The sequence below is a fragment of the Corynebacterium sp. p3-SID1194 genome, assembly GCF_025144155.1.
Classification (GTDB): domain Bacteria; phylum Actinomycetota; class Actinomycetes; order Mycobacteriales; family Mycobacteriaceae; genus Corynebacterium.
The window spans coordinates 378590-392157 of the sequence record NZ_JALXWY010000001.1 but is presented as its reverse complement, the minus strand read 5'-3'; the positions used below and the strand labels follow the sequence as shown (position 1 = coordinate 392157).

Below are 13568 nucleotides of genomic sequence, written 5' to 3'. Positions count from 1 at the left end.
GCATGACTGACGCACCTGTACGAGTACGTTTTTGCCCTTCGCCGACCGGAACGCCCCACGTGGGGATGGTCCGGACGGCGCTTTTCAATTGGGCGCAAGCTAGACACACCGGCGGCACCCTGGTGTTCCGCATCGAGGACACGGATGCCGCCCGTGATTCCGAGGAGTCCTACCAGGCGATCATCGATTCGCTGACGTGGCTCGGCATGGAATGGGACGAAGGTGTGGTCAAGGGGGGACCGCATGAGCCGTACCGCCAGTCCCAGCGCATGGACATCTACAAGGAGATCCTGGACAAGCTGATCGAAGCTGGCGAGGTCTACCCGGCGTACTCCACGGCCGATGAGGTCAAGGAGCGGCACATCGCCGCCGGCCGCGACCCGCAGCTCGGCTACGACAATTTCGACCGCGATCTCACCGACGAGCAGGTCGCGGCGTTCAAGGCGGAGGGCCGCGAGCCGGTCTGGCGCCTGCGCATGCCGGAGAAGGATTGGAAGTGGCACGACCTGGTTCGCGGCGACGTGGAATTCAAGGCATCCACCCAGCCGGATTATGTCGTGGCGCGCTCCAATGGTGCCCCGTTGTACACCCTGGTCAATCCCGTCGACGACGCGCTCATGGGCATCACGCACGTGCTGCGCGGCGAAGACCTGCTTTCGTCCACCCCGCGTCAGCTGGCTCTCTACGAAGCTCTGCAGCGCATCGGGGTCACTGACTTCACGCCCGAATTCGGCCACATGCCGTTCGTGATGGGGCAGGGCAACAAGAAGCTGTCCAAGCGTGATCCGGAATCGAACCTGTTCAATCACCGCGACAACGGCATCATTCCCGAGGGCATGATCAACTACCTCGCCCTTCTCGGGTGGTCGCTGTCTGCGGACCAGGACATCTTCACAGTCGATGAGTTCGTAAAGGCCTTCGACATCAACGATGTGCTGGCCAATCCGGCGCGCTTCGATCAGAAGAAGCTCGAGGCAATCAACGCCGACCACATCCGCATGCTCGAGCCGGAGGACTTCAAGAACCGCCTGCGCGAGTACTTGAGCGAGTACACGGACTTCCCGGCGGATTACCCGGAGGACAAATTCGCCGTCGCAGCCGATCTCGTGCAGACCCGCATCAAGATGCTCGGGGACGCCTATGACTTGCTGAAGTTCTTGGTCATCCCGGACGCGGAACTCACGCTCGACGAGAAGTCGGCGAAGAAGAACCTCAAGGAAGACGCCATCGAACCGCTCGACGCGGGCATCGCTGCACTCGAGGGGATCAGCGAATGGACGACGGAGAATATCGAGAACGCGCTCAGCGGTGCGCTTATCGACGATCTCGGCCTCAAACCCCGCAAGGCCTACGGTGCACTGCGCGTGGCTGTGTCCGGTGCAGCCGTCTCGCCGCCGCTGTTCGAGTCGATGGAGCTGCTCGGTCGCGAATCAACCCTGGCTCGCCTGCGTTCCGCGCGGGAGCAGACCCCGTTCGTGCCCGCCTCCGGTGAGTAGGCTGCGCAGCCTGCACCGCTAATCACACCGGTGTGATTACTGGTGGCCTTTTCACTGCTGTTGACCAGCTGATTTGGTCCCGTATCGCCGGTGTGGTTATAGTAATCGTCGTTGTTCAGAGCAACCCGCACAACGCAGGAAGCGCTGAGAAACGATGGCCTATGGTGTAATTGGCAACACTACGGTTTCTGGTACCGTCATTCTAGGTTCGAGTCCTGGTAGGCCAGCTGCAGTTCAGTAGAGATGAAACTTTATTGAATTGCTGGACATAAAGTCCTTTGCCCCGTTCGTCTAGCGGCCTAGGACGTCGCCCTCTCACGGCGGTAACACGGGTTCAAATCCCGTACGGGGTACAAAATACAAAACGGGACCTCCGGTCGGCTTCAAAGCAGAAGCGGGCCGGAGGTTTTCGTTATGCTGGCCGCCATGCTGCACACAAACGAACTCGTTATCTCCCAGTCCAAGGCGATCGGCCGCGACGAATTCACCATTTCCGACGCACGGGGCACACAACTCGGCCTCGCGCGGCAGACTCTGAAACTCAGTGATTTCTTCAAAGCGTCCCGCGGGGTCGAAGTATTCGATCCGGCAGGTGCACCAGTGCTGGCGATCGAGGATCCGGTGAATTTCATTCGCGACCAGTACAGCGTGCACCGCGTCGACCCCCAGACCGGAGGCGACACGGTACTCGCGCACATCACCAAGCGCTTCTCCTGGATCGGCGCGAAATACGACGTGGATATCGCGGGCTACCCGCAGGTGGAAATCAAAGGAGAGCCCTTCCAACTCAACTACGCGTTGACGTGCCAGGGGCGCACGATCGCTCGCGTGGACGCGGAATTCTCCGGCATGGGCAGGGCGCTGATGGGCAAGACCACGTACCGCGTTGTATTCGAACCGGGGCTCGACGAGAATGTCCACGCTGCCGTCATCGGCATCGCTATCGCGCTGGATATGCGCAGAGAGAAGATGCGCGACAGCTAGGTGCGGAATACGTCACTTGGCAAGCGGGGTGGGGCGGTCGGTGCTACGGTGAGCGCCGTCTGAGAACTATCTGAGAGGACGACACTGTCATGCGCATTTCCCGTAAGCCCCTGTCCCTGATCGCCGTGTGCGGCGCTGCAGCAATCGCTCTGGCAGGCTGTTCCGAGCCGAGCACCGATGATGCTGCCGCAGGCGGAAACGGCGACAGCACCGCAGAGAAGTCCGGCGAGAAGACCGTCATCACCGTCTACACCTCCGAGCCGGAGGAGAAGGTCGATGAGATCAACCAGGCGTTCACGAAGGCGAACCAGGATGTCGAGGTCGAGGTCTACCGCGCGGGCACTGGCGATCTGAAGGCGCGTATCGACGCGGAGAAGTCCTCCGGCAAGGTCGAGGGCGACATCATCTGGGCCGCTGATGCACCGACCTTCGAAGGTTTCAAGTCCGAGGACCTGCTGGCCAAATTCGACGATGTGAAGACGGACGGCGTGCTCGAGGAGGTCGTCGATGCCGACGGCTTTTATGTGGGAACCCGCCTCATCCCGACGGTCATCGCGTACAACACCGATGTCATCGATCAGGCTGATGCACCGGCCTCCTGGGCGGACCTGACGGACGAGAAATTCATGGACAAGATCGTCATGCCGGACCCGGCTGTCTCCGGCGCCGCGGCATTCAACGCGACGGTGTGGATGAACAACGAGAAACTCGGTGAGACCTGGGTGAGCGACCTGGGCAAGAATAAGCCGATGATCGCGGCCTCCAACGGCCCGACCTCCCAGGAGATCGCCGGCGGCGGCCACCCGGTCGGTGTCGTCGTGGACTACCTGGTGCGCGACCTGGCGGCCAAGGGCTCTCCGATCAAGGAGGTCTACGCCACCGAGGGCTCCCCGTACATCACCGAGCCGATCGCCGTGTTCAAGGATTCTGAGAAGAAGGAAGCAGCCCAGCGCTACATTAACTTCATCCTGTCGGAGGAAGCGCAGAAGATCGCTGTCGAGCAGAACTACCTGCCGGTCGTCGACTCCGTGGGCACCCCGGGCGACGCACCGAAGCTCGAGGAGATCGAGCTCATGACCGTCGACGATGAGACTCTGTCGAACGACCGCGAGCGTTCCGTCGAGTTCTTCCAGAACGCAGTCAAGTAAAACAGCGGGAAGACCATCCCAGGCCTTCCCGTGCATCTGTCACGGTCACTCAAACGGACGAGTCGAAACATAGTGGGCACACGGTTTTCTTCCGGCGGCGTCGCTTTCGCGCGGCTGGGCATCTGGCTGCTGGCGGCAGCGATCTTCATCGCGCCGCTGGCAATGGTCATCTCTCTCGCGCTCGGCGGCAACCAGTTTCCGGTCCTAGTGGAGCAGGGCCTTGCCGCGGCGACGTGGAATTCGGTGTACACGACACTGGCGTCGTCGATAAGCGCTGTGCTCGTTGGAACCGCTGTCGCGGTCCTGCTGGAACGAACCGATATTGCGGGCGCGGGCACGCTGCGGCTGTTTCTGCTTTCGCCGCTGCTCGTGCCGCCGTTCGTTGGCGCGATTTCGTGGCTGCAGCTCTTCGGGCGTAATCAAGGGCTCAACGCGGTGTTCGGGCGCCCGCTGTGGGACATGTACGGCGCCGACGGCATCATTTTCCTGATGATGCTGCACTCCTACCCGCTGGTGTACGTGATTGTGGCGGCTGCGCTGCGGTCGATTCCTTCCGACTTGGAGCTCGCCGCGCGCGTCGGCGGCGCAGGCACGTGGACGGTGCTGCGCACGGTGACGATTCCTCTGTTGGGCCCGGCCTTGCTGAGCTCTTTCACGCTGACGGCTGTGGCGAATCTGGCAGATTTCGGCATTCCGTCGATTATCGGTTCGCCCGTGCGCTTCGAGACGCTGGCCACGATGGTCTACCGCTTCATGGAATCCGGCACGGTGAGCAATCCGCTGCAGGTGGTGTCCACCGTGGGTGCTGTGCTCATGCTGTTGGGCATCGGCGCCGTCGTGGCAGATTACCTGGTGTCCAGGCGAGCGTCGTCGACGGTGAGCGGCGGCGGGACGATGAAGCTCTCGCTCGGCAATGCGAAGTGGCCGGTGACCGTGGTGACGTGGATCATCGCATTGGCGATCACCCTGGGGCCCGTGCTGGGTTTGGCGCGTCGCGCGTTCCTGCCTGCCCCGGGCGTGCCGCTGACGTGGGAGACGATCTCCCTCGACAATTTCTCGCGCACGCTGGCGAATCCCCGCGTGCAGGAGGGCTTCATCAACTCGGTGACCCTTGCCGCCGGGGCAGCGCTGCTGTGCGGGCTCTTCGGCTGGGCGATCGGGCTGTTGGTCACCCGCACCCAGGCGCGGTCGAATACGGCGCTGAGCTTGGTCACCCTCCTGCCGTCGGCGCTGCCCGGATTGATCATCGGCGTCGGCTGGGTGATCGTCTCGCGTTACACGGACATGTACAACACCCGCTGGGTGATTCTGTTCGCCTATGTCTGCGCGTTCACTTCCATGGTGCTCCAAGCCGTCCGCGCGCCGTTGCGGAAGGTACCGGCGGCGGTGGAGGAGGCCGCGCAGGTCTCTGGTGCGGGCCGGCTCCGCGCGATGTGGGACACCTCCGGCCGGATGGCGCTACCGGCGGTCGCCTCGGGCGCTGTGCTCGTCGCAGTGACAGCCGTGCGCGAGCTGACCATTTCGATCCTGCTCGTCGCCCCCGGCACGACCACGATCGGTGTGCAGCTGTTCAATCTGCAGCAGTCCGGCAATTACAACCAAGCGTCCGCGCTCGCGCTCATGTTCGTGGCGATCGGCATCGCCGCCCTCGCGCTGACCGTGCGCAATCCCGCTAAGGAGTCATGATGAGCGACATCGGTATCGATCACCTCGGCGTCACATTCCCGGACGGCACACGCGGACTGGGCGACATCACGCTGGATATTCCCAGCGGCGAATTCGTCGCGCTCGTCGGACCGTCCGGCTCGGGAAAGACGACGCTATTGCGCACCATCGCGGGTTTCATCGACCCGTCCGAGGGCACCATCGCGTTAGGCGGTGAGGACGTCTCGGCAACACCGCCGGAGAAGCGCCACATGGGCATGGTCTTTCAGCAGCACGCTGTCTGGCCGCACATGAGCGTCGCGGACAACGTCGCGTACCCGCTGCGCCGCGCGGGTGTGAAGCGCAGCGAGGTCGCCAGCCGCGTGGAGCGCACACTCGAGACCGTCGGCCTCGCGGGGTACGGAAAGCGCAAACCGTCGACGTTGTCGGGCGGCCAACGGCAGCGCGTGGCGCTCGCCCGCGCGATTGTCGCGGAACCGCGCGTGTTGCTTCTCGACGAAGCACTGTCCGCCCTCGACGAACCCCTGCGCGATGCGCTGCGCCGCGAGATCGTCTCGCTGACCCGCAACAATGAGCTGACCACGGTGCATGTCACGCACGACCGGAAAGAAGCCATCGCGATCGCCGACCGCATCGCTGTGCTGCGCGACGGAACACTCGAGCAATTCGACACCCCGCACGCCGTGGTCACCCAGCCCGCAAGCGCATGGGTGGCATCGTTCATCTCCGACGCCACGCTTCTCGACGGCACGGTGCACGGGGGAGAGGTGGTCGTCGATAAGCCGGCTCTGACGTGGATGCGTGGCGAGGTGAGCTCCATCAGCGACGCAGGAATGCGTGACGACGGCGCGGCGGTCACCGTCGCTGTCCTTCCCGATGCAGTCGACGTCGTGTCCGCCGCTGAAGGCGATGTGGAGGCGACCGTGACATCCGTGCTGTTCGAGGTGAGCAGCTATTCGGTGAATCTCGAGGCCGGTGGCGTGGAATTTCGAGCCCGCATGGCGGCTGATCCGAAGCCGGAGGTCGGCGATACCGTTGGCCTGCGCATCACCACTCCGTTGGTGTACCCGAAATAGATGTTCTGACCAGTCGATTTGGTTCTTTGTCGACTGTCCTTTACATTTATCAAGTCGCAATCAACAGCGAACGAGCCCCGTTCGTCTAGCGGCCTAGGACGTCGCCCTCTCACGGCGGTAACACGGGTTCAAATCCCGTACGGGGTACAAAGAAATACTGAAATAGTCCGGCACCACGCAGTCTTCACTGCTCAGTGGTGCCGGACTTTTTGGGGTTTTCGGTCGGAAATCGGGAAACACCGAAAAATAGTGAGACGGATCACGTTTAGAAGAGTAGTTTGTTAGTCCTAAGGAACTATTTCGTCGATGTGACCGAGAGGTGCTCCAGTGGGCCACACCAAAAAACTCCGATTCGCCGCCATCGCGGGCGTAGGGCTCTTAGTCTTAGCCGGGGAGGGCGTCGCCATGGCGCAAAGCGGTGTCACAGCCGGTCTGGCGCTGTCGAATGTGATCTTCACCCAACAAGTCGGCGGCATTGAAGCGGAAGAATTCAGCCTCTTCGTCGACCGTGAGTCGATGGAGGACGGCGACCTGGCCGTCTCACGTCTCAAGCTCAAGGAAGCAACGATCACGGACCTGTGTATGTCGGCCCCGATCAAGCTGCCGGGGTTGGGCGACCGCCGCTTCCAGATGACGGTGGATGGGCCGAACACGAAGGCGACGAACCTGCTCATCGGTGCGAAAGACCTGAGCGGCACCATGACGATGACCAACCCCCAGATCGGTGTCGACGCGCGGCAACTGTCAGATGATGCTGAACCGGGTGCGTTCGGCATCTCGATGTCGCACTTGGACGCGACAGATCAACTGATTCACGCGACGTCTATTTCGGCTGATTCGCTAACCGCGGCCAATGGCAAGATCGGCGTGGTCAAGGAAGGTGAAAATGCCTGCTAACGATCGAGAAACACGAAAGTCTTTCGGACAGTGGCGGAAGGAACGTCCCTTCGGTGCTGGTCTACTGATGATTCTCGGCGGCATCGTCATTCTCACTCCGGCCTATCTGTCGTTCGAGGTTTCCAATATTCAGATTCAGGTCAGCACCATCTCTGGCGTCTCGACGCTGCTGATCGGCGTCCTCCTGATCACCTGCGGCGTGATGACGTGGTCGAAGGGCGACTCGCGGATTCTCACCGGCATCACCGCGATGATTCTCGCGTTGGTGGCATTGCCGACGTCGAATCTCGGAGGCTTTCTTCTCGGCACACTGCTCGCTCTGCTCGGCGGGGCGTGGGCGTTGTCGTGGTCGCCCGACGCGCAGCCTGCGAAGGGATCTCTGAATGAGGAACTGGAAGGGGAATCTTCCGAGTCCGCTCGCGACGACGATGAGGAATTCGGCGTTTACGAAGACCTCGACCAGGAGCCGCAGGCGGAGTCAGAATCGGAACCGGAATCGGTGGAAGTTGTAGAAACGGGGCCGGGGTCGATGAAGGAGGGGGCATGGGATCGCGGCTGACACATAAGCTGGGCGCGATTTTTCTGACCACAGCTCTCACAGCAGGCGTCTCAGTCGCCGCACCGTGGATCGCCGCAGCGCAATTCCCGCCGCTGCCTGAGGTGCCCGGAGTGCCGGGCCTACCGGCACCGCCCCAGCTGCCCCCGCCGGAGATTCCGGGGGTGCCTGGGCTGCCTCCGGCGCCTGGTAAAAATGGACCGGGACACGGGGCAGGTGCCAAGCCGCCGGAGATTCCCGGCGGGCTTGAACTTCCTCCGCAGTTGCAGGGCAAAGACATCGTGCCGCGGAAAATCGGCGGTTTCGATTTCGATCCGCCCGGTCCGATTCCGGGGATGCGCACGCCCACGGGAGAGACATTCACGGTGCAGTCGGATTCCACACGGCTCTTGGGAAACGTGAAGATGTCGTATGTCCAGGTCGACACGGCGCAAGGAACCAAGCCCGCGATCCGGATCGATGCGGACCGGGTTGAGCTCGATAACCTCCGCGTGCGATTCCCGGGTTCCGCCGCAGGCGTGGAAGACATCTGGCAGCGCACCGGGCCGGGCAAGATCACGACGTTGAACGGGAACTTCCATATCATCGTGGCGAAGATGACCATCACCTCGGAAATCGCCGGGGTCAGGCTCCCCATTCCGATCACAATCGATGCCTCGTGGGCTCCAGAAGATGTGCGCGAGCAGCTCGCTTCGGCCGGTGCCGGATTGCCCGACGAGTTGTCGGACAAGATGGCGGTCGTCGACGGGACGATGGAGACCTATTTCATCTCCGCCAACGATTTAGTTGCTCAAGACGGGATGAGCATCAAGCCTTAGGCCCGAGTTCGTCTTCGAGCACCTGCTGCGCTACCTTCATTGCGGACAGGGCAGCGGGTGCGCCGCAGTAGCCGGAGGAGTGGATGATCGCCTCCGTGATCTCTTCGCGGGTGAGTCCGTTGGCCAGTGCGCCGCGGATGTGCCCGCGCAATTCCTCCGTGGCGCGCAAAGCGACCAGCATGCCGATATTGAGCAAGCTGCGGTCCCGGCGGCTCAGCCCGTCGCGGGTCCACACCGAGCCCCACACTGTCGCTGTGATGTGCTGCTGGAGCTCCTCGCCGTCGGTCCCAGCGGAACGGCTCAGCGCCGCGTCGACGAAGTCATCGCCCATGACCTCGCGCCGGATCTGGATGCCGGCGTCGTAGCGGCCATCGGCCGAAGCATGTGGTTGTCCGAGGTCGTGGCGGCTTGTTTCTCGTTCCTCCATGTCGAGATACTGCGCGTACTTGTGGGGCCTCTCCAACCGGAAGCGTTCTGCCTCGGTGCTGTCGACGGAGAGGTACCGAAGGTGTGATTCCTCCACGAGTACCGATGTTCCGGACGGCAGGAGCCAGCGTGCCGCAAACTTTCCCGTGTCGAGCTTGATGGGGTCCGGCGCTGTCCCCAAGGTGTCCTGAACGAGCCTGATGACGTGTCGGATACGTGCTGCTCCTGCACCTTGGGATGTGTCGACATCCAAAGCCCAGCGTGTGTGCATTGCATTGATCGTCAAGGTCCAAGCTTCACCGCCCGCGACTGAAGCTGGCATGTCCCCGTACTTCATCGACAGGTCATCGACGATGATCCATCCCAGAGATGCCAAGTGGCGTTGGGTGGCGTCTGAGCCCTGCGCCCAGTCTAGGTCGGCTCCGATGGAGCAGAACTCTTGTATCAGTGCATCAGGCAACAGCTTGCGCATGACATCTCGGCTCATGATCCAGGTTCTCCTTATGCATACCCAACGAATGGTGTTCTGGTGATGGACCCGCTTCCCGAGCCACGGACTTGAGCGTGTTCCAGTGGGACACCAGCATCCAAGGCTTCCTTGAGCTCGGGTTTGTCTGCGAAGGAGGGGTCTGCCTTCAAGATGTGCACCGCTGGGCACAATACCGCGTGACTGGGTGTTGCTTCTGTCATGCCGGCAAGCCTAGCCCCCACTATTCGCATAAGATCTGCTTTATGGCTACGACAGGGTGCGGCATACTCGATGCGATCGGCACGACTCCGCTAGTTCGGTTGGGAAGCTTCGGTGAAACTCAAAGCGGCGGTGCACGGGCACGCGTGTGGGGGAAACTTGAGTCGTTCAATCCAGGCGGTAGCGCGAAAGACCGTACTGCGCATGCTCTCGTGCGCGCGGCCGAGAAAGAAGGTCTTCTCAGGTCCGGCATGAGAGTCGTGGAGTCGAGCTCCGGAAACCTGGGAGTCGCGCTCGCGCGCGAGGCTGCCGTCGGCGGGTGGGAATTCCACTGTGTGGTCGATCAGCGCACGAATTCCTCCACGCTGGCGATGATCAGCGCGCTTGGGGGTATCCTCCACCCGGTCGATGAGCCTGATCCTGAGACGGGGGATTGGCTCGTGGCCCGACGGAAACGTGTTGCTGAACTCAAAGAGGAGCTCGGGGCGCTGAATCTGGACCAATACTCCAACACGGCAGCATTCGATGCTCACGATGGAGGGACGATGGCGGAAATCGTCGATAAGCTCGGGCGGGCTCCCGATGTGCTCGTCGCAGCGGTGAGCACAACGGGAACGATCGGCGGTTGTATGCGGCATATCCGCACTCACGGGTATGACACATCAGTGGTGGCGGTCGACGCAGAAGGATCGGTGCTTTTCGGCGGTGAACGCGGGCCCCGATTGCTTCCCGGATACGGGGCCGGGGTGACACCAGATCTTTCGCGGGACGTCCATCCCGACCGTGTGATCCGCGTGCGAGCTTCAGAAGCCGTGCGGGCAGCCCGGAAACTAGCAGGCTCGTCCGGATTCGTTCCAGGAGCATCCGGGGGAGCTGTCGCCCACGCAGTCGAAGAACTTGTGGGGGAGGGCGTATCAGGCGATGTCGTGGCAATCTTTCACGACGATGGCCGCGCTTACCTCGATACGGTGTACAACGACGAGTGGGTGGCAGAAAACCTAGGAAGTGAGGCGCTGCAGTGAAGGTAGCGATCATCGGCGCAGGCCCCCGGGGCCTGTGGGCGGCGGAGTCACTGATGGAGCGTGCACGGCAACGCGGCGGTGCGATCGATCTGACTGTGTACAGCGACGTGCCCTTGTCCCATGCTTCTGCTCTTGGTGCATTTGCTCAGGATCTTCCCGCGCAGTGGGTACTCAACGCGCCGAAAGGCATCGTTGAGACGCAGCTTGGAGTGGTCGATCCTCACGACGAGTATGCGGGGGATTTTCCGCCAAGGCGCATTGTCGGCACGCTCCTCGAAGACTCTTGGAACGCATTGGCCGAGCACGCGCCACGGCGCAGCACCGTGAGCTTCTGCTTCGAGCGAGTCGACTCGGTACGCCCGGACGGGGACAGCGTCGAGGTGCAAGGGCATTTCTATGACGAGGTGCTCATCGCGACCGGCCATGCGCACGATTGGCCAGGCTCGCTTACGCACGAGGAGATGGGAGACCTTCGCGTCATCGCGCCGGCCTACCCGGCCGCCAATCTCGATCAGGTTGGGGAGGAAGATGTCGCGCTCGTGCGCGGTGCAGCACTGACGTTCATTGACATTGTCCGCTACGCCAAAGCGGCAACGTTCTACCCGGTGACGCGCTCGGGCAGGTTCATGGAGGTCAAGGCGTATCTCGATTCGCAGAAGGAGCGTCAGGCGCGCCCATATATCGATAGCGCAGCCGAGGCGATCGCGCACTGTGCTGACCTCGACGAACTGAAACAGATACTTGCGGAGTGCTCGGCGCAGATCGCACGTATCGCCGGCGGTGACGCGACTATGGCGGATATTCACGCGGTGCTGGACGGCACTGACTTCACGGGTGACCCCGTCGCAGAACTGCGTGAGTCACTGGCCGCGGCGAAGGGCGATCGGCCGTGGACGGCGGCCCTGGCTGTCGCGCTCGCGTTCAGGGACACGTACGACAGTTTGGTCGAGCGCGCTTCATTCGGTGGCCACGAATCTCTCGGCGGAGCCGATTTCCACGCATTCACTCGGACGATGGAGCGGGTGGCTTTCGGCCCGCCGGTGAGCTCGGCGCAGGAGGTGCTCTCGCTCATTGATAGCGGCAGGATCCGGTGCGACGCGATGTCGCGCGGCGGCGAGGATCTTCGGACCGTGGCTGTTGATGTCGGGGCCACAGTCGTCATCGATGCAGTGCTTGCCCCGCCCGGGGTGGTGGAGGGCACGTTGGTCGGCAATCTCGTCGAGCAGGGCATCGGGCACCGCTACGCCGGCACGAATGCGCTCCATGTCGGCGGCGACGGAACGCTTGACGGCCAGCGGCATATTGCTGCGGCGGGACGAATGAACGAGGGGTTGATTCTCGGGCACGATACGCTGCGGCGCAGTGAACACGATGTGGTGGAGAAGTGGGCCGACCGTGTCAGTGCGGCAGCGCTAGAGGATGCCGGGCGAGTTCACGGCATGCCCCCGTTGGAGGCGACCACATTCGAGTGGTCGGAGAAGCTGCTTAGCGACGAAGACGCGTGCGCGAGTCTGCTGGACCGTTTCGGCAGTCCCGTCAACGTGCTGAATGCGGGGCCGATGAGGTCGAATATCGACGAGCTCGTGGGAGCAGGCGCAGCCGCGGGGGTGGAGACGAAGGTGTTCTATGCACGGAAGGCCAATAAGGCGCTTCTTTTCGCCGACACCGTCCGCGACACTGGAAACGGCGTTGATGTAGCCAGCGAGAACGAGCTACGGCAGGTTCTCGAACGCGGTATGCCCGGTGACCGCATCATCTTGTCCGCCGCCATCAAACCCGACCGGTTGCTGCAATTAGCCGTCGACAACGGAGTCGTCATTTCCGTTGATAACCGCGATGAGTACGACCGCGTTGAGCAGCTAGCTTGCGCGGCGGGTTCCGTTGCACGGGTAGCACCCCGACTCGCACCTGATCCGGACTCAATGCCGCCGACTCGTTTCGGCGAAAGGCTTAAAGCGTGGGCATCGCATCTCAAACACACATCAGTGCATGTGGATGTCGTCGGTGTGCATGCGCACCTGCACGGATACGCGGCGGCAGACAGGCAGACAGCGCTGCGGGAATGCATGACACTGTGCGACCATTTACGGGAGTCCGGTCACGTGCCGGAATTCATCGACATTGGCGGCGGCGTGCCAATGAGCTATCTCGCTCATGAGGAGCAGTGGCACGACTACCAGCACGCGATTGAGCAGCAGCGCGATGGCTACGCGACGCCGTTCACATGGAAGTCTGATCCGTTACGAAACACCTATCCGTACTGGCAGAATCCGACGCGAGGTGAGTGGTTGACGGAGGTGCTCTCCGGCGGGATTGCGCAGGGCCTGCGTGAGCGTGGGCTGCGGCTCCATTTGGAACCGGGGCGTTCGCTTCTCGACGGATGCGGTGTGATTCTCACGCGCGTGGCTTTCACCAAGACCCGCTCTGACGGCCTGCCGCTCGTGGGAGCGGAGATGAACCGGACCCAGTGCCGGACTACCTCCGATGATTTCCTCATCGATCCAGTGCTGGTGAAGCGGAACGATGGGAAAGACGATGGGCGCGAGCCAGTGGAGGCCTTTCTTGTCGGTGCTTACTGCATCGAGGACGAAGTGATTCTCCGGCGGAAAATCCGTTTTCCGGAAGGCGTCGCTCCGGGTGACATCATCGCCATCCCGAACACAGCCGGGTACTTCATGCACATCCTGGAGAGCGCCTCGCACCAGATTCCGCTGGCGAAGAATGTGGTGTGGCCTGAAGCGGAACTCGACGCGATTGACGCACATTAGTCCCCACCGAGGTGGATAAGTGGG

Annotated in this window: 11 protein-coding genes and 3 tRNA genes; 13 read left to right on the top strand and 1 reads right to left on the bottom strand. The window is 62.2% G+C overall.

Annotation, left to right across the window (positions count from 1 at the left end; genetic code table 11):
* Positions 1 to 2 precede the first annotated feature (2 nt).
* The 11 genes from gltX to M3G19_RS01850 all read left to right on the top strand — a co-directional run bounded on the left by gltX (position 3) and on the right by M3G19_RS01850 (position 8640).
* Complete coding sequence (gltX, locus tag M3G19_RS01900) at positions 3 to 1496, top strand: glutamate--tRNA ligase (RefSeq protein WP_259900171.1); 1494 nt, start codon at positions 3 to 5, stop codon at positions 1494 to 1496.
* A 155-nt stretch (positions 1497 to 1651) separates the two neighbouring features.
* A tRNA-Gln gene (locus tag M3G19_RS01895) sits at positions 1652 to 1723 on the top strand.
* Positions 1724 to 1776: 53 nt separating this feature from the next.
* Positions 1777 to 1849: transfer RNA gene (locus M3G19_RS01890), tRNA-Glu, on the top strand.
* 73 nt (positions 1850 to 1922) lie between these two features.
* The gene (locus M3G19_RS01885; RefSeq protein ID WP_259900170.1) at positions 1923 to 2480 is read left to right on the top strand and encodes an LURP-one-related/scramblase family protein; all 558 of its coding nucleotides are present in this window, start codon (positions 1923 to 1925) and stop codon (positions 2478 to 2480) included.
* 89 nt (positions 2481 to 2569) lie between these two features.
* Positions 2570 to 3628, top strand: coding sequence for an ABC transporter substrate-binding protein (locus M3G19_RS01880; RefSeq protein WP_259900169.1), 1059 nt, complete (start codon positions 2570 to 2572; stop codon positions 3626 to 3628).
* A gap of 162 nt (positions 3629 to 3790) precedes the next feature.
* Positions 3791 to 5314, top strand: coding sequence for an iron ABC transporter permease (locus tag M3G19_RS01875; protein WP_259900237.1), 1524 nt, complete (start codon positions 3791 to 3793; stop codon positions 5312 to 5314).
* Positions 5314 to 6369 (top strand): ABC transporter ATP-binding protein, encoded by a 1056-nt coding sequence (locus tag M3G19_RS01870; RefSeq protein WP_259900236.1) that lies wholly within the window; start codon positions 5314 to 5316, stop codon positions 6367 to 6369. Before M3G19_RS01875 ends, M3G19_RS01870 begins: the two co-directional genes overlap by 1 nt.
* Before the next feature lie 74 nt (positions 6370 to 6443).
* Positions 6444 to 6516, top strand: a tRNA-Glu gene (locus M3G19_RS01865).
* 180 nt (positions 6517 to 6696) lie between these two features.
* On the top strand, positions 6697 to 7266 hold the full coding sequence (locus tag M3G19_RS01860; protein WP_259900168.1) for a DUF6230 family protein: 570 nt from the start codon (positions 6697 to 6699) through the stop codon (positions 7264 to 7266).
* A complete protein-coding gene (locus tag M3G19_RS01855) occupies positions 7256 to 7825 on the top strand; it encodes a DUF6114 domain-containing protein (RefSeq protein WP_259900167.1) in 570 nt (189 codons plus the stop codon). Before M3G19_RS01860 ends, M3G19_RS01855 begins: the two co-directional genes overlap by 11 nt.
* Positions 7810 to 8640, top strand: a complete 831-nt coding sequence (locus M3G19_RS01850) for a hypothetical protein (RefSeq protein WP_259900166.1) — start codon at positions 7810 to 7812, stop codon at positions 8638 to 8640. The genes M3G19_RS01855 and M3G19_RS01850 overlap by 16 nt, the downstream gene beginning before the upstream one ends.
* Here the strand turns inward: M3G19_RS01850 and M3G19_RS01845 are convergent.
* A complete protein-coding gene (locus tag M3G19_RS01845; protein WP_259900235.1) occupies positions 8630 to 8971 on the bottom strand; it encodes a carboxymuconolactone decarboxylase family protein in 342 nt (113 codons plus the stop codon). The genes M3G19_RS01850 and M3G19_RS01845 overlap by 11 nt on opposite strands.
* Positions 8972 to 9798: 827 nt before the next feature.
* On the opposite strand from M3G19_RS01845, the gene M3G19_RS01840 reads away from it, so the two are divergent.
* Entirely contained in the window at positions 9799 to 10776 is a 978-nt protein-coding gene (locus M3G19_RS01840; RefSeq protein ID WP_259900165.1) for a pyridoxal-phosphate dependent enzyme, read from the top strand.
* The gene (locus tag M3G19_RS01835) at positions 10773 to 13544 is read left to right on the top strand and encodes an FAD/NAD(P)-binding protein (protein WP_259900164.1); all 2772 of its coding nucleotides are present in this window, start codon (positions 10773 to 10775) and stop codon (positions 13542 to 13544) included. Before M3G19_RS01840 ends, M3G19_RS01835 begins: the two co-directional genes overlap by 4 nt.
* Positions 13545 to 13568 lie beyond the last annotated feature (24 nt).

What these genes read in the sequence shown, in the direction of transcription:
- gltX (WP_259900171.1), top strand. Translation starts at nt 3, where the DNA reads ATGACTGACGCACCTGTACGAGTACGTTTTTGCCCTTCGCCGACCGGA.
- M3G19_RS01885 (WP_259900170.1), top strand. Translation starts at nt 1,923, where the DNA reads ATGCTGCACACAAACGAACTCGTTATCTCCCAGTCCAAGGCGATCGGC.
- M3G19_RS01880 (WP_259900169.1), top strand. Translation starts at nt 2,570, where the DNA reads ATGCGCATTTCCCGTAAGCCCCTGTCCCTGATCGCCGTGTGCGGCGCT.
- M3G19_RS01875 (WP_259900237.1), top strand. Translation starts at nt 3,791, where the DNA reads ATGGTCATCTCTCTCGCGCTCGGCGGCAACCAGTTTCCGGTCCTAGTG.
- M3G19_RS01870 (WP_259900236.1), top strand. Translation starts at nt 5,314, where the DNA reads ATGAGCGACATCGGTATCGATCACCTCGGCGTCACATTCCCGGACGGC.
- M3G19_RS01855 (WP_259900167.1), top strand. Translation starts at nt 7,256, where the DNA reads ATGCCTGCTAACGATCGAGAAACACGAAAGTCTTTCGGACAGTGGCGG.
- M3G19_RS01850 (WP_259900166.1), top strand. Translation starts at nt 7,810, where the DNA reads ATGGGATCGCGGCTGACACATAAGCTGGGCGCGATTTTTCTGACCACA.
- M3G19_RS01845 (WP_259900235.1), bottom strand. Translation starts at nt 8,971, where the DNA reads ATGGGCGATGACTTCGTCGACGCGGCGCTGAGCCGTTCCGCTGGGACC.
- M3G19_RS01840 (WP_259900165.1), top strand. Translation starts at nt 9,799, where the DNA reads ATGGCTACGACAGGGTGCGGCATACTCGATGCGATCGGCACGACTCCG.